At 65.1% G+C, this 20,294-nt stretch carries 21 protein-coding genes and 2 riboswitches; of the genes, 10 read left to right on the top strand and 11 right to left on the bottom strand.

Features of this window, described 5'->3' with window-relative positions; all coding sequences use genetic code 11:
* Window positions 1-369 precede the first annotated feature (369 nt).
* A complete protein-coding gene (locus tag AC1VVM_RS11235) occupies window positions 370-1,104 on the bottom strand; it encodes a DUF4197 family protein (protein WP_482955071.1) in 735 nt (244 codons plus the stop codon).
* Window positions 1,105-1,152: 48 nt separating this feature from the next.
* Between AC1VVM_RS11235 and AC1VVM_RS11230 the strand changes: the two genes are divergently transcribed.
* Window positions 1,153-3,318, top strand: a complete 2,166-nt coding sequence (locus AC1VVM_RS11230; RefSeq protein WP_482955070.1) for a primosomal protein N' — start codon at window positions 1,153-1,155, stop codon at window positions 3,316-3,318.
* On the opposite strand, the gene ada is transcribed toward AC1VVM_RS11230, so the two are convergent.
* Together ada and AC1VVM_RS11220 are read right to left on the bottom strand one after the other, a co-directional pair.
* A complete protein-coding gene (ada, locus tag AC1VVM_RS11225; protein WP_482903996.1) occupies window positions 3,303-4,355 on the bottom strand; it encodes a bifunctional DNA-binding transcriptional regulator/O6-methylguanine-DNA methyltransferase Ada in 1,053 nt (350 codons plus the stop codon). The genes AC1VVM_RS11230 and ada overlap by 16 nt on opposite strands.
* Window positions 4,352-4,831: a DUF1203 domain-containing protein gene (locus AC1VVM_RS11220; protein WP_482903995.1), complete on the bottom strand. Its 480-nt coding sequence runs from the start codon at window positions 4,829-4,831 to the stop codon at window positions 4,352-4,354. Before AC1VVM_RS11220 ends, ada begins: the two co-directional genes overlap by 4 nt.
* 226 nt (window positions 4,832-5,057) lie before the next feature.
* On the opposite strand from AC1VVM_RS11220, the gene AC1VVM_RS11215 reads away from it, so the two are divergent.
* The 6 genes from AC1VVM_RS11215 (at window position 5,058) to AC1VVM_RS11190 (ending at window position 11,587) form a co-directional block, all read left to right on the top strand.
* A complete protein-coding gene (locus AC1VVM_RS11215) occupies window positions 5,058-5,612 on the top strand; it encodes a F0F1 ATP synthase subunit delta (RefSeq protein WP_132385209.1) in 555 nt (184 codons plus the stop codon).
* A gap of 13 nt (window positions 5,613-5,625) precedes the next feature.
* Window positions 5,626-7,155, top strand: coding sequence for a F0F1 ATP synthase subunit alpha (gene atpA / locus AC1VVM_RS11210; RefSeq protein ID WP_132385208.1), 1,530 nt, complete (start codon window positions 5,626-5,628; stop codon window positions 7,153-7,155).
* A gap of 65 nt (window positions 7,156-7,220) precedes the next feature.
* Window positions 7,221-8,093 (top strand): F0F1 ATP synthase subunit gamma, encoded by an 873-nt coding sequence (locus AC1VVM_RS11205; protein WP_132385207.1) that lies wholly within the window; start codon window positions 7,221-7,223, stop codon window positions 8,091-8,093.
* Window positions 8,094-8,117: 24 nt separating this feature from the next.
* Window positions 8,118-9,575 carry a F0F1 ATP synthase subunit beta gene (gene atpD, locus AC1VVM_RS11200; RefSeq protein WP_132385206.1) on the top strand — a complete coding sequence of 486 codons (1,458 nt, stop codon included), beginning with the start codon at window positions 8,118-8,120 and terminating at the stop codon, window positions 9,573-9,575.
* A gap of 6 nt (window positions 9,576-9,581) precedes the next feature.
* Window positions 9,582-9,839, top strand: a complete 258-nt coding sequence (locus AC1VVM_RS11195) for an ATP synthase F1 subunit epsilon (protein ID WP_132385205.1) — start codon at window positions 9,582-9,584, stop codon at window positions 9,837-9,839.
* Window positions 9,840-10,102: 263 nt separating this feature from the next.
* Complete coding sequence (locus AC1VVM_RS11190) at window positions 10,103-11,587, top strand: TadA family conjugal transfer-associated ATPase (RefSeq protein ID WP_482903994.1); 1,485 nt, start codon at window positions 10,103-10,105, stop codon at window positions 11,585-11,587.
* 11 nt (window positions 11,588-11,598) lie between these two features.
* Here AC1VVM_RS11190 and AC1VVM_RS11185 read toward each other — a convergent pair whose 3' ends face one another.
* The 3 genes from AC1VVM_RS11185 to AC1VVM_RS11175 are packed head-to-tail and all read right to left on the bottom strand — an operon-like array spanning window position 11,599 to window position 12,978.
* The gene (locus AC1VVM_RS11185; RefSeq protein ID WP_482903993.1) at window positions 11,599-12,117 is read right to left on the bottom strand and encodes a hypothetical protein; all 519 of its coding nucleotides are present in this window, start codon (window positions 12,115-12,117) and stop codon (window positions 11,599-11,601) included.
* A gap of 50 nt (window positions 12,118-12,167) precedes the next feature.
* Window positions 12,168-12,722, bottom strand: coding sequence for a sugar O-acetyltransferase (locus AC1VVM_RS11180; protein ID WP_482903992.1), 555 nt, complete (start codon window positions 12,720-12,722; stop codon window positions 12,168-12,170).
* Window positions 12,723-12,771: 49 nt separating this feature from the next.
* Window positions 12,772-12,978, bottom strand: coding sequence for a hypothetical protein (locus AC1VVM_RS11175; RefSeq protein WP_132385200.1), 207 nt, complete (start codon window positions 12,976-12,978; stop codon window positions 12,772-12,774).
* A 44-nt stretch (window positions 12,979-13,022) separates the two neighbouring features.
* Here AC1VVM_RS11175 and AC1VVM_RS11170 point away from each other — a divergent pair, with 44 nt between their 5' ends.
* The 3 genes from AC1VVM_RS11170 (at window position 13,023) to AC1VVM_RS11160 (ending at window position 14,537) form a co-directional block, all read left to right on the top strand.
* Window positions 13,023-14,039 carry a DMT family transporter gene (locus AC1VVM_RS11170; RefSeq protein WP_482955069.1) on the top strand — a complete coding sequence of 339 codons (1,017 nt, stop codon included), beginning with the start codon at window positions 13,023-13,025 and terminating at the stop codon, window positions 14,037-14,039.
* Between the two features lie 79 nt (window positions 14,040-14,118).
* The gene (locus AC1VVM_RS11165; RefSeq protein WP_132385199.1) at window positions 14,119-14,253 is read left to right on the top strand and encodes an entericidin A/B family lipoprotein; all 135 of its coding nucleotides are present in this window, start codon (window positions 14,119-14,121) and stop codon (window positions 14,251-14,253) included.
* Window positions 14,254-14,408: 155 nt separating this feature from the next.
* Entirely contained in the window at window positions 14,409-14,537 is a 129-nt protein-coding gene (locus AC1VVM_RS11160) for an entericidin A/B family lipoprotein (protein ID WP_132385198.1), read from the top strand.
* Between the two features lie 57 nt (window positions 14,538-14,594).
* Here the strand turns inward: AC1VVM_RS11160 and AC1VVM_RS11155 are convergent, their stop codons facing one another.
* The 5 genes from AC1VVM_RS11155 to gcvT all read right to left on the bottom strand — a co-directional run bounded on the left by AC1VVM_RS11155 (window position 14,595) and on the right by gcvT (window position 19,766).
* Entirely contained in the window at window positions 14,595-15,095 is a 501-nt protein-coding gene (locus AC1VVM_RS11155) for a CcdC protein domain-containing protein (protein ID WP_482903989.1), read from the bottom strand.
* A gap of 26 nt (window positions 15,096-15,121) precedes the next feature.
* Window positions 15,122-16,726, bottom strand: a complete 1,605-nt coding sequence (gcvPB, locus tag AC1VVM_RS11150) for an aminomethyl-transferring glycine dehydrogenase subunit GcvPB (protein ID WP_482903988.1) — start codon at window positions 16,724-16,726, stop codon at window positions 15,122-15,124.
* Complete coding sequence (gene gcvPA, locus AC1VVM_RS11145; RefSeq protein WP_482955068.1) at window positions 16,723-18,081, bottom strand: aminomethyl-transferring glycine dehydrogenase subunit GcvPA; 1,359 nt, start codon at window positions 18,079-18,081, stop codon at window positions 16,723-16,725. The genes gcvPB and gcvPA overlap by 4 nt, the downstream gene beginning before the upstream one ends.
* Before the next feature lie 180 nt (window positions 18,082-18,261).
* A complete protein-coding gene (gcvH, locus tag AC1VVM_RS11140) occupies window positions 18,262-18,633 on the bottom strand; it encodes a glycine cleavage system protein GcvH (RefSeq protein WP_482903986.1) in 372 nt (123 codons plus the stop codon).
* 29 nt (window positions 18,634-18,662) lie between these two features.
* On the bottom strand, window positions 18,663-19,766 hold the full coding sequence (gene gcvT / locus AC1VVM_RS11135) for a glycine cleavage system aminomethyltransferase GcvT (protein WP_482905088.1): 1,104 nt from the start codon (window positions 19,764-19,766) through the stop codon (window positions 18,663-18,665).
* A gap of 88 nt (window positions 19,767-19,854) precedes the next feature.
* Window positions 19,855-19,976: riboswitch (glycine riboswitch) on the bottom strand.
* Window position 19,977: 1 nt separating this feature from the next.
* Window positions 19,978-20,082: riboswitch (glycine riboswitch) on the bottom strand.
* Between the last annotated feature and the right edge of the window lie 212 nt (window positions 20,083-20,294).

The following is a 20,294-nucleotide window of genomic DNA, read 5'->3' as shown; positions in this document are numbered from 1 at the left end:
GGATATTGGCGCGGTTTTTTGGTGCCGGTGCCTGGGCGCACCGATGAATTCGCTGCCGACTGACGGCGCAATCAGGATGAGAGCGCCCGATTGCGATACCGCGATATTATTGCAAGCCCGCTATATTGATTACACCGCACCCCATCCCCCCGTCATCCCCGCGAAGGCGGGGATCCCGCTTCTTGTGTAAAGCGAGAGCTTGCAAAGAAGCGGCCCCCCCGCCTTCGCGGGGGCGACGGGATGGAACAGCTGGTGCGCGAACTGTCGATCAGACACCGCAATAAACGATGCGGCCCAAAAGGCTCAATCGCTCCGGAATATTGCAATAGCTGATCGGGATTTTCCCGTTCGAATTCGCCCAAATCCGCCTTAGCCGCCCTTCAGCGCGCCAATCAGCACGGCATCGTTGGTCTGCGTGGGATCCTGCCGGATCGCGGCTTCGGCCGAGCCGATCTCGTACCAGATCGAATTGTCGGCCTCGATCGCGAGGGCATGCGCGGCATCGGTGATCGTCACGCCCTTGAGCGCGGCGATCGCCTGGCCCAGCGTGGGATCGGTGGTCTGCTGCATGGCCCGCTCGATCCCCGGCATCATTGCATTGACGACGCCGGGCCCCACGGCCTTGCGCAGCAGCGTGGTGGCCTCGGTCCGCCCCCCGCGAAGCACGCCCGCGGCGTTGGGAATGGCCATGTCCTTCGCGGTTTGCGACACCACCGAGGCGGCAGCTCCAGCGCTCTGGCTGGCAATCGTGTTGAGCTGATGCTGAAGCTGTTCGCGGAATTTCGGCGATTTCAGCACGGCCGATTTGGTCGAACCGGTGCGGGTGAACAGCACCGGCAGCGGAATGCGCGCGACCGGGCTGGTCCAGAAGCCATCGGGCTGCACCAGCCAGGTAAAGGCCCGCTCCGAGGAATAGCGCATGAGGCGCCGCACCGGCTCGGCGTCGGCGGGGCTGCTTCCGGGCAGACCCATTGTTGCGCAACCGGAAAGCATGCCGGTCAGCGCAAGGCCGCCCACCATCACCAACCCGCCCAGCACCGTGCGGCGGGCCATTCTGTAGTCGTTCTGCTGCCCGACCGATTCAGGCGATCCCCAATTCACCATCATCATCTCCTTCACGTGCCCTTGTCCGAGTGCCTATATGCATTTCAGATGAAACGCATTCGAATCCTTGTCTTCAATGCCGCGCTGGGCGTGCTCGACTATCGCGTGCCCGAAGGCATCGCGGTCGAATACGGATCCGTGGTGATCGCGCCGCTCGGCCCCCGGCAAGTGCTGGGGATCGTGTGGGAAGCAGAACGCCTGAGCGCGCAGGAAGTGCCTGAAAGCAAACTACGTCCGATTCTGGAAGTGCTGCCGGTGCCCCCTCTCCCCACCCGGCTGCGGCGGCTGATCGAGTGGACGGCGGATTACTACTGCGCCTCGCTGTCTTCGGTGGCCCGCATGGCGCTGGGCTCGATGGCGGCGCTGCGCGGCGGCGGGACGACCACCGAATACCGGCTGACAGGCGCGGAACCGGCCCGCCTCACCCCGCAGCGCGCAGCAGCACTGGATGCGTTGCAGGGCGAACAGGCCTCGATCAAGGAACTGGCCGAACTGGCCTCGGTCTCCGACGGCGTGCTGCGCGGCATGGTCGGCGCGGGGCTGCTGGAGCCGGTGGTGGTCGATCTCGACCGGCCTTATGCTCACGCCAATCCGGAATTCGCGGTGCCCGAACTCTCGGAAGGGCAACAGGCCGCAGCGGACATTTTCGTCGAGGCGGTGCGCGGGGACAAGTTCGCGCCCTTCCTGCTCGACGGCGTGACCGGATCGGGCAAGACCGAGACCTATTTCGAAGCCGTGGCCGAAGCGCTGCGGCTCGGAAGACAGGTCCTGGTGCTGCTGCCCGAGATCGCGCTCACTGAAAATTTCCTCCGCCGGTTCGAGCATCGCTTCGGTGTTCCGCCGATCCTCTGGCACTCCTCGCTCAAGTCCAGCGAGCGGCGGCGCGCGTGGCGCTCCATCGTTCTAGGTAACGCTCAGGTCATTGTAGGTGCCCGCTCGGCGCTGTTCCTGCCTTATGCGAATCTGGGCCTTGTCGTGGTCGACGAGGCGCACGAAATCTCGTTCAAGCAGGACGACGGCGTGCGCTACAACGCCCGCGATGTGGCGGTGATGCGCGCCAAGTTCGAGGCGTTTCCGGTCATTCTCGCCAGTGCCACTCCGGCGCTGGAATCGATGCAGCTGGCCGAAGCCGGGGTTTACCGCAAGATCGACCTCCCCGCCCGCTTCGGCGGCGCGCAGCTTCCCGATATCCAGATCCTCGACTTGCGCAAGGAAGCGCCCGAGCGCGGCAAATGGCTGGCTCCCCGGCTTGTCGAGGAGATGAAGGCCCGGCTCGCGCGCGGTGAACAATCGCTGCTGTTTCTCAACCGCCGGGGCTATGCGCCGCTGACGCTATGCCGCCATTGCGGCTACCGCTTCCAGTGTCCGAACTGCACGGCATGGCTGGTGGAGCACCGGTTTTCCAAGCGGCTTGCCTGCCACCACTGCGGCCACGAAGTGCCGGTTCCGGACGCCTGCCCCGAATGCGGAACGGGCGACTGCCTCGTCGCCTGCGGCCCCGGTGTCGAGCGGATTGCCGACGAAGTGGCGGAAATCCTGCCCGAAGCGCGCGTGGCGCTAGTGACGTCGGACACCATGAACACGGCAGAGGCGATGAACGAATTCGTCGCCAAGGCCGAAAGCAAGGCCATCGACGTGATCGTCGGCACCCAGCTCGTCACCAAGGGCTACCATTTCCCCGAACTGACGCTGGTCGGCGTGGTCGATGCCGATCTCGGGCTGGAGGGCGGCGACTTGCGGGCGGCCGAGCGCACGTACCAGCAGGTCGCACAGGTCGCCGGACGCGCGGGTCGCGGCGAAAAGCCCGGCGAAGTGCTGATCCAGACACGGCATCCCGAGGCCGCCGTGATCGCCGCCCTCGCCGCCGGGGATCGCGATGCTTTCTATAGTGCCGAGATCGAGGCCCGCCGCGACGCCAACGCCCCGCCCTTCGGCCGATGGGCGGCAATCATCGTATCGTCCGAGGATCAGGCCGAAGCGAAAGCCGCCGCTCGCGCCATCGGCGGCACCGCCCCCAACCATCCCGACATGCTGGTGCTGGGCCCTGCTCCGGCGCCGCTCTCCCTGCTGCGCGGACGCCACCGCTTCCGCCTGCTCATCAACGCCCGCCGCTCGGCAGAATTGCAGAAGATGCTGCGCGAATGGCTGGAGCCGCTGCAATTCCCGCGCGGCGTGCGCGTGAATATCGATATCGACCCCTACAGTTTCGTCTGAGCGTTTTCGCGCCGGAGCAGCTCGCGCTTGATCGCCTCGCCATAGGCATAGCCGCCGATCGCGCCGTCGGAGCGGATCACGCGGTGGCAGGGGATCAGCACGGCGACATTGTTGGCGCCATTGGCCGAGCCCGCCGCCCGAACCGCGCCGGGTTTGCCCACGGCGGCGGCGATCTGCGCATAAGTCCGCGTTTCTCCCGCCGGGATGCGCTGCAATTCGCGCCAGACCGCCTGCTGGAAAGCGGTGCCCTGCACGTCTAGCGGGATCCGCTGCGAATGCTCGGGCTGCTCGACTGCGGCGACGACATCCTCAAGAAGCCGCGCGAAATCCTCGCCGCCCTCGATCAGTTCCGCCTTGGGAAAGCGCGCGGCCAGATCCTCGCGGTCTTCGTCGAACGACAGTCGGCAGACGCCCCGGTCGGTCGCAGCGACCAGCATTCGCCCCAGCGTCGTGGCGACTACCGCCCAGTGGATCCGCACGCCGCCGCCGCCGTCCCGCCATGCCGAAGGTGCCATACCCAGACGCTCGGCGCTGCTCTCGTAAAAACGCGAAGGCGCGCTGAAACCGGCCTCATGGATAGCCTCGGTCACGCTCGCACCGCCGCTAAGCGCCTCGCCTGCCCGCTCGAACCGTCGCGCGCGGCCATATTCGGCGGGTGAGAGCCCGACGGCGCGCTTGAACACGCGCTGGAAATGTGTGGGACTGTAGCCCACCGTCTCGGCCAGTTCGGCCAACCCCGGCGCGGTATCGCCTACCTCGTCCAACATCGCCAGTGCGCGGGTGACTGCCTCCTCGTCGCGCGACACGTCGTTCGGGCGGCAACGCAGGCAAGCCCTCAGCCCCGCACGCTCGGCCTCGGCCGGTTCGGCGAAGAAGCGGACGTTCTCGCGCCGGGGATGGCGCGCGGAACACGAGGGGCGGCAATAGATGCCGGTGGAAAGGACGCCGGTAACGAAGCGCCCGTCGAATTTCCGATCCCGCGCCAGCACGGCCTGCCAGGCACGCTCGTCGTCGGGTTTGGCAACAGTATGTGTCACAGTCCGTCTCCCTCGCGTTCGATCCGCGCCGCGAAGCAGCCATGGGCGGCATTGTGCGCGTGGATGCAAGCGACCTCCGGATCGGAGAACAGCAAACTTATGCCCGCCTCCACCATGCCGGGTGCGGCAAGAAGCGCGTGAACCATCATTCCATCCCGATCGAAACCACGCAGCGACATCGTCCTTCCCTCGAACACCGGTGGGAGCCGATCGACGAAGGGTTCGGCCTCGCTCGCACCTTCCCGAATATATATCGCATGCGCGGTGCGGTAAGGATTGGCGACTTCGTGGCTCACGAAATTCACGAGCAGGACGCGCTCGCCCGCCTCGGCGTCCCGCAAACTGACGCGGCACGGATAGCCGGAATCGCTGTCCGCAATGAGACGCCGCGCTCCGGAATCAATGAGTTCCCGGTCGTTCATGGAGAAATAGTGGGCAAACGGGGCCGTTAGCAGGCCAACGATTCGATAGGTCATGAAAAACTCCGGTCTCGCTTCACCGGAACTTCTGCAGCACTGAAACCAACGGCGCTTCCCGTGCCTTGCTTTCAAACCGCTTTTTTAGGCATTGTCCCCAAGCGCCCTCCCGCGCCTTGCATAGTAACACTATCGTCGCTATGCGCGCCCCGTCTGCGGGCCGGGGGGCACGTTATATTCGTGTACCCAAGTGCCTCAGCCCACCCGATGTAAGGATAGGACACGCGTGGAGAATTCCGGCGGCATCAAAGCCAGCTTGCAAGGGCGCTACGCTTCGGCGCTGTTTGACCTTGCCAGCGAGAACGGCGTCGTAACGAACGTCGAGGGCGACCTCGACCGTATCGGCGCTGCGATCAAGGAAAACGGCGACCTCGCCGACCTGATTCGCAACCCCGAAATCAGCCGCAAGGCGGCCGGTGCGGCCATGGAGGCTGTTGCCGACGTGCTTGGCCTCTCCGCCCTGACGAAGAACTTCGTCGGCGTGCTGGCGGCCAATCGCCGCCTTTCCGCGCTGCCCCAGATCATTCGTGCCTTCGCAGCGATCGCCGCCGCCCAGCGCGGTGAGGCTACTGCCGAAGTCACCACGGCGCACCCGCTCAACGACGCTCAGGTCGAAGAGCTGCGCCAGAAGCTGGAACTGCGCGAGGGCCGCAAGATCAGCGTGAAGACCAGCGTGGACGCCGATCTGCTCGGCGGCCTTGTCGTCACCATCGGCTCCAAGCGCATCGACAGCTCGATCCGCACCCGTCTCAATTCGCTCGCCCAGGCCATGAAGGGCTAAGAAAGGCACCACAATGGACATCCGCGCCGCAGAAATCTCGAAGGTCATCAAGGACCAGATCGCCAATTTCGGCACCGAAGCCCAGGTTTCGGAAGTCGGTTCCGTGCTCTCGGTGGGTGACGGCATCGCCCGCATCCACGGCCTCGACAAGGTCCAGGCCGGCGAAATGGTCGAATTCGCCAACGGTGTGCAGGGCATGGCCCTCAACCTCGAAGCCGATAACGTCGGCGTCGTGATCTTCGGCTCGGACGCCGAGATCAAGGAAGGCGACAGCGTCAAGCGCACCAACACCATCGTCGACGTTCCCGTCGGCAAGGGCCTGCTCGGCCGCGTGGTGGACGCTCTCGGCAACCCGATCGACGGCAAGGGCCCGATCGTTGCTGAAAAGCGCGCCCGCGTCGAAGCCAAGGCTCCCGGCATCATCCCGCGCAAGTCGGTGCACGAACCCGTGCAGACCGGCCTGAAGGCGATCGACGCCCTCGTCCCCGTTGGCCGTGGCCAGCGCGAGCTGATCATCGGTGACCGCCAGACCGGCAAGACCGCCGTCGCGATCGATACCTTCATCAACCAGAAGGAAGCGAACGCCGGCACCGACGAATCCAAGAAGCTCTACTGCATCTACGTCGCCGTCGGCCAGAAGCGCTCGACCGTTGCGCAGATCGTGCGTCAGCTCGAAGAAAACGGCGCGATGGAATACTCCATCGTCATCGCCGCTACCGCTTCGGAGCCCGCTCCGCTGCAGTACCTCGCTCCCTACACCGGCGCCGCGATGGGCGAGTTCTTCCGCGACAACGCGATGCACGCCGTGATCGTGTATGACGACCTTTCGAAGCAGGCCGTCGCCTATCGTCAAATGTCGCTGCTGCTGCGTCGTCCTCCGGGCCGCGAAGCTTACCCGGGCGACGTGTTCTATCTCCACAGCCGCCTGCTTGAGCGCGCTGCGAAGATGAACGACGAGAACGGCAACGGCTCGCTCACTGCGCTTCCGATCATCGAAACGCAGGCTGGCGACGTCTCGGCCTACATTCCGACCAACGTGATCTCGATCACCGACGGCCAGATCTTCCTTGAAACCGGCCTGTTCTACCAGGGCATCCGTCCGGCCATCAACGTGGGTCTGTCGGTGTCGCGCGTCGGCGGTTCGGCCCAGACCAAGGCGATGAAGAAGGTTGCCGGCTCGATCAAGCTGGAGCTGGCGCAGTACCGCGAAATGGCGGCCTTCGCCCAGTTCGGTTCGGACCTCGACGCCTCGACCCAGAAGCTCCTCAACCGCGGTGCGCGCCTGACCGAGCTGCTCAAGCAGAAGCAGTTCTCGCCGCTGAAGTTCGAAGAGCAGACGCTGTCGATCTTCGCCGGCACCAACGGCTACCTCGATGCCCTGCCGGTTTCGAAGGTCACCGAGTACGAAGCCGAAATGCTCGACTTCATGCACGAGAAGCACGCCGACGTTCTCGAACTGATCCGTTCGACCAAGGACTTCGGCGACGAAGCCAAGGCGAAGACCAAGGCTGCGCTCGACGCGTTCGCCAAGCAGTTCGCCTGAGATTGACCTGATCCTCCGTTCCGGCTGCCATCGCGGCGGCCGGGGCGGAAAACGGAGAGAAACGAGTGGCTTCGCTCAAGGAACTCAAAGGCCGCATCAACTCGGTCAAGTCGACCCAGAAGATCACCAAGGCCAAGCAGATGGTCGCCGCGGCCAAGCTGCGCAAGGCGCAGGCCGCCGCGGAGTCCGCGCGTCCCTACGCCGCGCGTCTCGCCGAGGTGATGGGATCGCTCGCCAGCAAGATCACGGTCAGCGAGAACAGCCCCAAGCTGCTCGCCGGCACCGGCAGCGACAAGGTGCACCTGCTCGTCGTCGCGAACTCGGACAAGGGTCTGTGCGGCGCGTTCAACTCGAACATCGTCAAGGCCGCACGTGTGAAGGCGCGTGAGCTGGAAGCACAGGGCAAGACCGTCCTGTTCTACCTCGTCGGTCGCAAGGGTCGCGCGCCGCTGCGCCGCGAATTCCCCAAGCAGATCGCGCACATGTTCGACACCACCGACGTGCGTGACCCCGGCTTCAACGAAGCCGAGCGCATCGCCGACGAACTGGTCGCCATGTACGAGGCCGGCAAGTTCGACGTGGCACACCTGTTCTACTCGAAGTTCCGCTCGGCGCTTCTGCAGGAGCCGACCGACCAGCAGATCATCCCGGTGCCCGCCCCCAAGGCGGTCGTGGCCGGTGATGCCGTGACCGAATACGAGCCGGAAGAGGAAGAAATCCTCGCCGCGCTGCTGCCGCGCTACCTGCGCACGCAGATCTTCGGTGCGCTGCTGGAGAACGCCGCTTCCGAACAGGGCGCGTCGATGACCGCCATGGACAACGCCACGCGCAACGCCGGCGACCTGATCCAGAAGCTGACGATCCAGTACAACCGCAGCCGTCAGGCCGCGATCACCACCGAACTCATCGAAATCATTGCTGGCGCGGAAGCGCTGTAAGTCACCGCAGGCAAGGAAACCAAAATGGCCACCGCACCCGTGCTAAACCTGACCGCTACTGGCAAGATCAGCCAGATCATCGGCGCCGTCGTCGACGTCACCTTCGAAGGCGAACTGCCGGCGATCCTCACCGCGCTCGAGACCGAGAACAACGGCCAGAAGCTGGTTCTCGAAGTCGCGCAGCACCTCGGTGAAAACACCGTTCGCACCATCGCCATGGACGGCACCGATGGCCTGACCCGTGGTCAGCCCGTCGCCAACACCGGCAAGCAGATCTCGGTCCCCGTCGGTCCGAAGACCCTCGGCCGCATCATGAACGTCGTCGGCGACCCGATCGACGAGCGTGGTCCCGTCGGTTCGGACATGTTCTCGCCGATCCACGCCAAGGCTCCCGAATTCGTCGACCAGTCGACCGAAGCGGCGATCCTGGTCACCGGCATCAAGGTCATCGACCTTCTCGCCCCCTACGCAAAGGGCGGCAAGATCGGCCTGTTCGGCGGCGCCGGCGTGGGCAAGACGGTTCTCATCCAGGAACTGATCAACAACATCGCCAAGGGCCACGGCGGCGTGTCGGTCTTCGCGGGCGTCGGTGAACGCACCCGTGAAGGTAACGACCTCTACCACGAGTTCCTCGACGCCGGCGTTATTGCCAAGGACGCCGAAGGCAACGCCACCTCGGACGGTTCGAAGGTTGCTCTCGTGTTCGGCCAGATGAACGAACCGCCGGGCGCCCGCGCTCGCGTCGCTCTCTCGGGCCTGACCATGGCCGAGTACTTCCGCGACCAGGAAGGCCAGGACGTTCTGTTCTTCGTCGACAACATCTTCCGCTTCACCCAGGCGGGCGCGGAAGTGTCGGCTCTGCTCGGCCGTATTCCTTCGGCCGTGGGCTATCAGCCGACCCTGTCGACCGACATGGGCCAGCTGCAGGAACGCATCACCTCGACCACCAAGGGTTCGATCACCTCGGTTCAGGCGATCTACGTCCCCGCGGATGACCTTACCGACCCGGCACCGGCCGCATCGTTCGCGCACCTTGACGCAACGACCACGCTGAACCGCGCCATCTCGGAACTGGGCATCTACCCGGCCGTTGACCCGCTCGACTCGACCTCGCGCGTTCTTGAGCCCCGCGTCGTCGGCGCCGAACACTACGAGACCGCCCGCAAGGTTCAGGAAACCCTGCAGAAGTACAAGTCGCTTCAGGACATCATCGCGATCCTGGGCATGGACGAGCTTTCGGAAGAAGATAAGCTCACCGTCGCCCGCGCCCGCAAGATCCAGAAGTTCCTGTCGCAGCCGTTCCACGTCGCGGAAGTCTTCACCGGCATCTCGGGCAAGTTTGTCCAGCTGGAAGACACCGTGAAGTCGTTCAAGGCCGTCGTCGAAGGCGAATACGATCACCTTCCGGAAGCAGCCTTCTACATGGTCGGCGGCATCGAGGAAGTGGTCGCCAAGGCCAAGAAGCTGGCCGAAGAGGCGTAATCGATCATGGCTCTGCACTTCGAACTCGTCACGCCGGCCAAGCTCGTCCGCTCGGAAGACGTCCACATGGTGGTCGTCCCCGGCACCGAAGGCGAGTTCGGCGTGCTGGAGGGCCACGCGCCCTTCATGTCGACCGTCGCTGACGGCGCCCTCAAGGTCTATCGGGCCGAAGGCGCCATGCCGGAAGAGATCCGCATCACCGGCGGTTTCGCCGAAGTGGGCGAAAAGGGCCTGACCGTGCTCGCAGAGCACGTCGAGGGCTGATCTCCGACAAAAGCTTTCAACAAGCTTTGCGCTTTCAGGGGCGCCTCCGGGAAACCGGGGGCGCCCTTTTGCTTCTGCCTGCAGACCTGACGCGAGATCTTGCGGCAATCGGAAGCCGGGGCCGCGCCCATTAGGAAGTTATCAAAGTTTCAACCTTAATCCTCTGCATATTCGCACAGGTTCGCGGGCAACCGCGCAACCGGAGCGCTGGAAAGGTTTATGGAAGCATGACGGCATTCGGGCGGCGTAACGGCATGGGAGGGATGAGCCAGGGAGCGCGTCCCGCGTTCGGCGTGGCCAAGCCGCTCAAGAGCGGCGTCGGTGAGAAGCCTCCGGTTTCGGGCGGCCCGGGCGGCGAGCAGTTCCCGCCGGTTGCCAGCATGGACGCGCCCTCGTCCGGCCCGCAGAACTCGCGCGAGGACGCCATGTCGCGCCTCGCCGATCGTGCCAATTCGGTTCATTCGGGCGAATCCGAGCAGAACGGCTTCGAAGCCTCGATCCACAAGATCAAAGAACAGGTACTCCCCCGCCTGCTCGAACGCGTCGATCCCGAAGCGGCGGCGACGCTGACCAAGGACGAACTGTCCGAGGAATTCCGCCCGATCATCATCGAAGTGCTGGCCGAACTGAAAATCACCTTCAACCGCCGCGAACAGTTCGCGCTGGAGAAGGTGCTGATCGACGAACTGCTCGGCTTCGGCCCACTGGAAGAGCTGCTCAACGATCCCGACGTGTCGGACATCATGGTCAACGGCCCGAACCAGACCTACATCGAAAAGAAGGGCAAGCTGCAACTCGCGACGACCAAGTTCCGCGACGAGCAGCACCTGTTCCAGATCGCCCAGCGCATCGTCAACCAGGTCGGCCGCCGCGTCGACCAGACCACGCCGCTGGCCGACGCCCGCCTCAAGGACGGCAGCCGCGTCAACGTCATCGTGCCGCCGCTCAGCCTGCGCGGCACCGCGATCTCGATTCGTAAGTTCTCCGAGAAGCCGATCACCATCGACATGCTCAAGGACTTCGGTTCGATGAGCGAGAAGATGGCCACCGCACTCAAGATCGCCGGCGCCTGCCGGATGAACGTCGTGATCTCGGGCGGTACCGGCTCGGGCAAGACGACGATGCTCAATGCCCTCTCGAAGATGATCGATCCGGGCGAGCGCGTGCTGACCATCGAGGACGCCGCCGAACTCCGCCTCCAGCAACCGCACTGGCTGCCGCTGGAAACCCGCCCGCCGAACCTTGAAGGGCAAGGCGCGATCACTATTGGCGACCTTGTGAAGAACGCCCTGCGTATGCGCCCGGACCGGATCATCCTGGGCGAAATCCGCGGCGCCGAGTGCTTCGACCTGCTCGCCGCCATGAACACCGGCCACGACGGTTCCATGTGCACGCTCCACGCCAACAGCCCGCGCGAGTGCCTTGGCCGTATGGAGAACATGATCCTGATGGGCGACATCAAGATCCCCAAGGAAGCCATCAGCCGCCAGATCGCCGAATCGGTAGACATCATCGTGCAGGTAAAGCGCCTGCGCGACGGTTCGCGCCGCACTACCAACATCACCGAAGTGATCGGCATGGAAGGCGACGTGATCGTCACCCAGGAACTCTTCAAGTTCGAGTATCTGGACGAGACCGACGACGGCAAGATCATCGGCGAATTCCGCCCCTCGGGCCTGCGTCCCTACACGTTGGAAAAGGCCCGCCAGTTCGGATTCGATCAGGCCTATCTGGAAGCCTGCCTCTGACGCGAGTGCCCTCACCGCGCGCACCCGGTTGACACGAAACCGGGTGCGAAACGGTGTAACCTTGCCTCGCCCCTAGCGCCCGACAATGCCGAACGATCCAACTGGGCGAGATAGGCCAGAAGCGCGGAATTGTCGGCTTTTCGCTCGGTCGCGACATGGCGGCCACGGTACATCCGCACCTTGAGCAGACCGAACAGCGCGCGTTGTGCCCGCTCTTCGGCTGTGACCTTCCACTTTCGCGACCTGTCACCTTGTGCGGGCCTGTCACCTTGTGGGCGCACACCCGTCACTTTGTCCCATGCGGCGGCGAAACTGCCCGCGCCCGGCTTGCGGCGCAGCCGATAGGCCGTCTCGCGCGCCATCCCGACGCGCCGCGCGGCCTCCACGACCGAACCCGTCTCCGCCAAGGCGCCGAGAAAGCGCGCCTGACGGTCCGGCGTCCAACCATCGGCACGCGCCCGCACGGGTACGGGAGCAAATGCGGGAACCCGGATGTGACGGGGCTTGTTGCGGGGCAGATTGCGCTTCATCCCCCGATTAGGTCACAACCCCGCGATGTAGGAAAGCGCGGCAAGCGCCCCTAGTCGATCATGCGAATGATCCGCGCCGGGCTTCCGCCGACAAGCGCGTTCGGCGGCACGTCCTTGGTCACGACCGCCCCCGCTGCCACGACGGAATTCTCGCCGATCGTCACGCCGCCGATAATCGTCGCACCATTGGCGATCCAGGCGTTGCGTCCGATCACGATCGGTTTGCCGATCGTGACGGAGCGACGCTGGACCGGATCGAGGGGATGGCTCGCCGTAATGATGCTCACGTTCGGCGCGATCATCACATCGTCACCGATGTCCACGCCGCCAAGATCGTAGATCGTGCAATTCTGATTGATGAAGACATTCCGGCCAAGCCGGATTTCGGTGCCCCCGGAGGTGTAGAACGGTGGAAGCAGGAGGAAACCATCGTCGACCGGGGTTCCGATCAGTTCGCTGAACAGCGCCCGCACCGCATCGGCATCGTCGAACGTCAACTGATTGAGCCGGGCCGTCAGCGTCATCGCCCGCCGCGTTGCCGCGACCATGGCCGCAGACTCCGGAGTCTTGCCGCGAACGATCCGCATGCCCGGTTCATCATCCATCAGACATTCCCCCTGCCCTTGTCGACCGGCGGCCTAGGCCCTTGCCGGATTATCGCCCGAACCAGTCCTTCGCGGAAATCCCGAGCAGCAGCACCGCCCCCATCAGCGCAATGAAGAACACCGTCGTCCAGGGCATGAAGCCCACGCGGTCGAGATCGCGGCGCTTCATGCGGCGAAGGTCGCCGATCCAGGCGATCGCCGCCACCACGACGCAGACCCCGCCCGCCGCTGCCATGATAAGGTCGGTATCGTTCATTCCCCGCCCTTGCCTCCTTGCGCCGGGAAGATAAAGCCCGCCGGGTGAACGTTTCCTCCGCCCCGTCGCCATCCCGCCCACCCGCAAGCAGGCGTCCGGACCGTCCGCTGCTGGCCATCGGGCTGCGCCTCATGGCCATGACCATGCTCTCGACCATGTTCATGCTGATCAAGCTTGCCGGAAGCCGGGGCGTTTCGGCGCCGGAAATGGTGTTCTGGCGGCAGGCCATGGCGGTTCCGCTGATGGCGGGCTGGCTGCTGGCGACAGGACGGCTCGGCATGCTGAGGACCGGCCGCCTGCGCAATCATGCGATGCGGGCGACCACCGGGACGCTGGGCCTCGTCTGCAATGTCACGGCGGCCATGCTGCTGCCGCTGCCCGTGGGCACGACGCTGGGCTTCACAGCGCCGCTCTTCGCGGTGCTGATCACGGCCCTTGTCATGCGCGAGCATGTCGGCCGCTGGCGTTGGACCGCCGTGGTACTCGGCTTTATCGGCGTGTTGCTGATTACCCGGCCGGGGGAACAGGCGGTTCCGCTGGCGGGCCTCGCCGCCGGGCTGGGTGCGGGCGTGATCGTCGCCGTCGTCAGTTTCCAGATCCGCGACCTTGCCAGTACCGAGGAGCCGATCGCCTGCGTATTCTGGTTTTCTTTCTTCGGCTCGCTGTTCGCCGCCGTGCTGCTGCCGTTCTATGGCCAGTCGCACCCGCCGCAAGTCTGGCTGCTGCTGGTGGCCGTGGGGCTTGCCGGGACACTGGCGCAATTGCTCATCACCGCCGCGCTGCGGTACGGCGCGGTCGCGACCGTGGTGGTCATGGACTACAGCGCGCTGATCTGGGCGACGCTTTACGAACGCACGATCTTCGGATCGCTGCCGCCCGCATCGATCTGGCTTGGCGCGCCGCTGATCGTCGCGGCAGGCCTCATCATCACCTGGCGCGAACATACACTGGCAAAGCGTATCTCGCCGACCTCCGCGCTGGATGAAGGGGCGACCGAAGAAAGCCTTGGCGAGGCGGGGCCGGCAATCGAAACCTCCGCGCCCTCCCTTCAGCGAACCTAGGGAACCTGCTCGCGGGCTGGACGTTGCCTTTAGCGATCCCGGTAAAACATGCCGGACGGATGCTCGAAAGGAACGAGAAATGCTCAAGAAATTCGTGCTCGCCCTGATGGTCGGCGGTATCGTCGTCTCGGCTTCGGCCTGCAACACGGTCAAGGGCGCCGGCAAGGACGTCCAATCGGTCGGACAGGCCGGCGAAGACGCCATTCACAAGTAAGCCGATCAGCCGCGCACGCCGAAAGTGGGCCGGAACGCTTCGGCCGAGCGCCGAAGCGCAGGCTCTCCCCTCTTTCGCTGCCTTGCGTGATCGCCTAGCGGTCGCCGATCGATAGGACCAATCCGGGGCCTTTCGCTGACAAGGATAGCGAAAAGATGATCAGGAAGCTTGTCCTGGCTGCCGCTGCGGCGGGCCTCGTGCTCGGTGCGGCTGCCTGCAACACCGTGCGCGGCGTGGGACAGGACATCGAATCCGCGGCGAATGCGGTCGACCGCGCGACGTGAGGCATCACGGCCTGCCCCAGCGCCACAGGCGCCGGCAGGCCGCAATTTCCTGTTCTGTCAGGCGTCGGTGATGTGGTTGGCCACCATGGCCCGCGCACGCTGCCAGAGCACACCTCGGCTCACCACGACCATTCCCAGCACCAGACCGAGCATAGCATCGGTCAGCAACAGCGCCGTGGCCGCAGGATGGCTCGCGCCGATGGCCATGCCGCCCGGAAGCAGAAGGCGGCGCACTATGAAGACGCCGCCGATCAGAACCAGCGCAAGCGGCGACTGACGCACCATGACACGCGCATCGTCGCCCTCGCCTTCGACATGCAGGCGCATCAGGCGCGAACGCTGCATGCCGATCGCGCCGCCGATCGTGGCACCGGCGGCAAGGCTCAGCCAGCCAAGGCCGCTCGGCGGCAAGGCAAACAGCGCGAAGCAGACCAGTGCCGTAATGATCAGCGGCAGTATCCAGAGCAAGGGAAGCCGGAGCGGACGCGCCTTTTCAAGGTTGCGGAACCGCCAGAGCATCAGCCCGGCAAAGACCAGCAGCGGCAACCATGCCGCCATTCCACGTCCAGCTTCCCCCATAGACTTCAGCTACCCCCGAACTCGCTCAGCGAAGGCGTACCCGGCTCACCCAAGTGCCCCTGCCACACGAGCACTGGCTTACGCGCCGCAAGCGTTTCGTCAAGTCGACGACGCGGGGCAAAATGCGGCGCGCTGTGAAGGCTTTGGTCGCCATCCTTGGCACGCTGGGCAAGGCTGCGCAGCGAACCGATGAAGCGGTCAAGCCCGGCCTTGCTTTCCGTCTCGGTCGGCTCGACGAGCATCGCGCCCTTGACCACCAGCGGGAAGTAGACGGTCATCGGGTGGAAGCCCTCGTCGATCAGGCCCTTGGCGATGTCGAGCGTGGAGAAGCCCTCGGCCAGACCGGCGTCGCTGAACAGCGCCTCGTGCATGCACGGGCCGCTCTTGGCGAAGGGTGCGGGCAGCAGGTCCTCGCACGAGCGCAGGACGTAGTTGGCGTTGAGCACCGCGTCCTCGGCCACCTGGCGCAGACCGTCCGCGCCGTGGCTGAGGATGTAAGTCAGCGCGCGGGTGAACATGCCCATCTGGCCGTGGAAGGCGACCATGCGGCCGAATGCCTGTGCATGGCCCTCACCCGCGTTCTCTTCCTCGACGAGGTGGACGGTGCCGTCCGCGCCGCGCGTGACGAAGGGCAGCGGCGCGAAGGGTGCCAGCGCTTCGGAGAGCACGACCGGACCGGCACCGGGGCCACCGCCGCCGTGGGGCGTCGAGAAGGTCTTGTGCAGGTTGATGTGCATGGCATCGACGCCGAGGTCGCCGGGGCGGACCTTGCCGACGATGGCGTTGAAGTTCGCGCCGTCGCAGTAGACATAGCCGCCCGCCGCGTGAACCGCGTCACCGATCGCCTTCATCTCCGGCTCGAACAGGCCGCAGGTGTTGGGGTTGGTGATCATCACGCCCGCGACGTTCGGCCCGAGCTTGGCCTTGAGCGCATCGAGATCGACGCGGCCTTCCGGGGTCGCCGGGATCGACTGGACCTTGAAGCCCGCAAAAGCGGCCGTCGCCGGGTTGGTGCCGTGGGCGCTCTCAGGCACCAGCACGACGTCGCGCTTCTCACCGCGCGCGTCGAGCGCGGCGCGGATGCAGAGCAGGCCGCAGAGTTCGCCATGGGCACCGGCCTTGGGGCTCATCGCCACCGAAGCCATGCCGGTGAGCGTGATCAGCCAGTCGGCCAACTGCTCGATCACTTCCAGCGCACCCTCGACCGACTTCTGCGGCTGGAGCGGGTGGACGTCGGCGAAGCCCGGCAAGCGGGCCATCTTCTCGTTCAGGCGCGGGTTGTGCTTCATCGTGCACGAGCCGAGCGGGAACGGCCCGAGGTCGATCGCGTAGTTCTGGCGCGAGAGGCGCGTGTAGTGGCGCACCGTCTCCGGCTCGGTCAGGCCCGGCAAAGCCGGAGCGGCCTTGCGCAGGAACTTCGACAGACCTGCCGCCGCCGGACGTGCCGGAGTGTCGAGATCGACACCGCACTTCTCGGAAGAGCCGAGTTCGAAGCTCAGGGCTTCTTCCAGCATCAGGCCGTAATCGCCTGAAGAGGTTACGAACTTTTCGCCCGCCTCACCGGTTTCGCCCATGCTGGGACGCCAGCCGCTTGCGTTTACCGCGTTCATGCCAGCACTCCTTCAAGCTCACGGGCAAAGGTTTCGATATCCTCGTCGGTGACGGTTTCCGTCGCCGTGATGAGCAGGCCGTTGTGCAGTTCGCCTGCCTCGGGGAACAGGCGGCCGAGCGAGACGCCGCCCAGCACCTTGCGGTCGGCCAGTTCGCGAACAACCTCACGCGCGTCGCGCGGGAGGACCAGCGTGACTTCGTTGAAGTAGGCGTCGTTCAGCAGCTTCACGCCCGGAACCTTGGTGATCCGTTCGACCAGCGCCTGCGTGCGATCGTGGTTCACGGCAGCGAGACGAGACAGGCCTTCACCGCCCAGAAGGGTCAGGTGGATGCTGAAAGCCAGCGCGCAAAGCCCTGAATTCGTGCAGATATTGCTCGTCGCCTTCTCGCGGCGGATATGCTGCTCGCGGGTAGAGAGCGTCAGCACGAAGCCGCGCTTGCCTTCGGCGTCCACGGTCTGGCCGCAGAGGCGGCCCGGCATCTGGCGCACGAACTTCTCACGGCAGCCGAACAGGCCGAGGTAGGGACCGCCGAACTGAAGGCCGACGCCCAGCGACTGGCCCTCACCCACGACGATATCCGCGCCCAGCTCGCCCGGCGCCTCGATCATGCCGAGCGCAACCGGCTCGGTGACGACCGCCACCAGCAGCGCGCCCTTGGCATGCGCGGCTTCGGCAATCGCGGCCAGATCGGGGATGCGGCCGAGGATGTCGGGATACTGCACGACGACGCAGGAGGTCTTGTCGTCGATCGCCGCGATCACGGCAGCGTCGTCGGCTTCGGCCACCAGTTCCGCCTTCAGCGAGACGATATCGTCCTCGGTGAACTTGGCGAGCGTGCGCACCACTTCGGCGTAGTGCGGGTGCAGGCCGCCCGAGAGCACCGCACGGCCCTTGCGGGTGACGCGCGCGGCCATCAGGATCGCTTCCCAGCACGCCGTCGAGCCATCGTACATCGAGGCATTGGCGATATCGGTGCCGAACAGGCGCGCCACCTGCGTCTGGAACTCGAACAGCACCTGCAGCGTGCCCTGCGCGATTTCCGGCTGGTAGGGCGTGTAGGCGGTGAGGAACTCGCCGCGCTGGATCAGGTGATCGACCGAGGCCGGAACATGGTGGCGATAGGCACCGGCGCCGAGGAAGAACGGCACCGAACCGGCGCTCAGGTTCTTCGCGGCAAGCGCGGACATGTGCCGTTCGACGGCTATTTCGCTGGCATGGGCGGGAAGGCCCGCGATGGGACCGGAAAGCCGCGCCTCGGCGGGAACGTCGACGAAGAGATCGTCAACGCTGGCGGCGCCGATGACGCCGAGCATCTCGGCCCGGTCGGCGGGAGTCAGGGGAAGGTAGCGCATGGAGCTGGGGTTTCCTCAGCAGAAAATCTCGAAGATCCTCCCCTGCAAGGGGAGGTGGCAGCCCTTGGGGCTGACGGAGGGGTATCGCCCTCTCGGCGTGGAGCCACGCCGCGGGCGTCGACACCCCTCCACCACCGCTTCGCGGCGGTCCCCCTCCCCCTCAGGGGGAGGATCGGAAGCTTAGAGGCTGCCGACATAGTCCTTGTACGCCGCCTCATCCATGAGGCCTGAAAGCTCCGAGGCATCGGAGAGCGTGATACGGAACAGCCAGCCGCCCACTTCGGCGTCGGTGTTGACCAGTTCCGGCTCGTCGCCGAGCGCGGCGTTCACTTCGGCGATGGTGCCCGAAACCGGGGTGTAGACGTCCGAAGCGGCCTTCACCGAGTCCACCACGGCGACGGAATCGCCCTTGCCGAACGTCGCGCCGGCTTCAGGCAGGTCCACGAAGGTGATGTCGCCGAGCTGGCCCTGTGCGTAGTCGGTGATGCCCACGGTGCCGAGGTCGCCTTCGACTTCGAGCCACTCATGTTCCTGGGAGAAATAACGGGTCATGGAATGTCCTTTGCTAGGAGGATTGGTCCTCAGCGGTGATAGCGATTGGGGACGAAGGGCATCGCCGCGACCGTGGCGTCGAGCTTCTTGCCCCGAATTTCGATGGAAAGCGCAGTGCCGTCAGCAGCAAGCGCCGCATCGACGTAGGCCATGGCGATCGGGTGCTGCAACGAAGGCGAGAAACCGCCCGAAGTCACAACGCCAACTTCCTGTTCTCCATGGAAAACCTTGGCACCCTCGCGGGCGGCCTGACGGCCTTCCAGCTTGAGACCGATGCGCTTCTGCGCAGTGCCCTCGGCAAAGTCGCGCTGGACGCGCTCGGCGCCGGGGAAGCCGCCTTCGAGGCGGCGGCGCTTGTTGATGCCGAAAGCAAGGCCGGCCTCGACCGGACCGCGCTCGGGATCCATGTCGTGGCCGTAGAGCGGCAGGCCGGCTTCAAGACGCAGCGAGTCACGCGCGCCAAGGCCGATCGGCCTCACTTCGGGCTGGGCCAGCAGCAGGTCCGCCACTTCGGCAGCGGAATCGCCGGGGATCGAAATTTCGAAACCGTCCTCGCCGGTATAGCCCGAGCGGCTGATCCAGGCGTCGACGCCGCCCAGCGTGAAGCGGCCGCCCTTCATGAAAGTCAGCGCGGAGAGCGGATATTCACCCTCGGCCACGCGTTCGAGTGCGGCAAAGGCCTTGGGGCCCTGAAGCGCCAGCAGCGCGCGGTCGTCGAGGTGGTTGAGCGTGACGTCGTCCGGCAGATACTCGCGCAGAGTGCCGATATCGTCCCACTTGGTGGCGCCGTTCACGACGAGGTAGAAGCCGCCCGGCCAGCGCGCGACCATGAGGTCGTCGAGAATGCCGCCGTTTTCGTCCAGCAGCAGCGAGTAGCGCACCGCGCCCAGCTTCAGGGTCGAAAGATCGATGGGCAGGGCCGCTTCGAGCGCGGGCTCGACATCGGTCTGCGCGCCCTCTTCGCCCGAAACGAGCAGCTGGCCCATGTGGCTGACATCGAACAGACCGGCGTTCTCGCGGGTCCAGAGGTGCTCGGCCATGATGCCCTCATACTGGACGGGCATCATGTAACCGGCGAATTCGACCATGCGGCCGCCGCGATCGCGGTGCCAGCTATCCAGCGGCAACAGCATCGGCGCGAGTTCTTCGGGTTCCTGATCGGAATCGGAAATCGGGTATTCGCTCAAGACATGACTCCGCACAGTTCGGTACACCATTCCAGGTGCCCCCTCTGTCACGGAAACCTGAGAGCTTCCCCCAGAGGGCCCGAAACGGACCATACCGGAGTTACACCGTCGGCGGCCTCACCCTTTTGGGATGAGACACTTTCCAGAGTCTCGCTATCGACGCTGCGCGGTCCTTTTGCCTGAGAGATTCCGGGGCGGTTGCTCCTTCGGCGCCTGCCTTCTCCGCATGTGCGAATCGGCAGGTCTCTCCCGCGCTGTCAGCGATGCCTTGACCCTTGGTTGAGAGGTGCGTTTGTGTCAACGCCGGTTGCGCTGCACTGCAGTACTATTTCCCCGAATGGAACGGGAGCGGGCACGGAAGCAGCCCCTTCCTGTCGCTGCCCCGTCTCCTTCTCGTCATTGCGAGCGTAGCGAAGCAATCCAGAGCGGTTCAAGACTGCCCTGGCTTGCTTCGCTACGCTCGCAATGACGAGA

This window comes from Novosphingobium sp. BL-S-33 (assembly GCF_056857025.1).
This window is presented reverse-complemented; position numbering and strand designations above follow the sequence as displayed.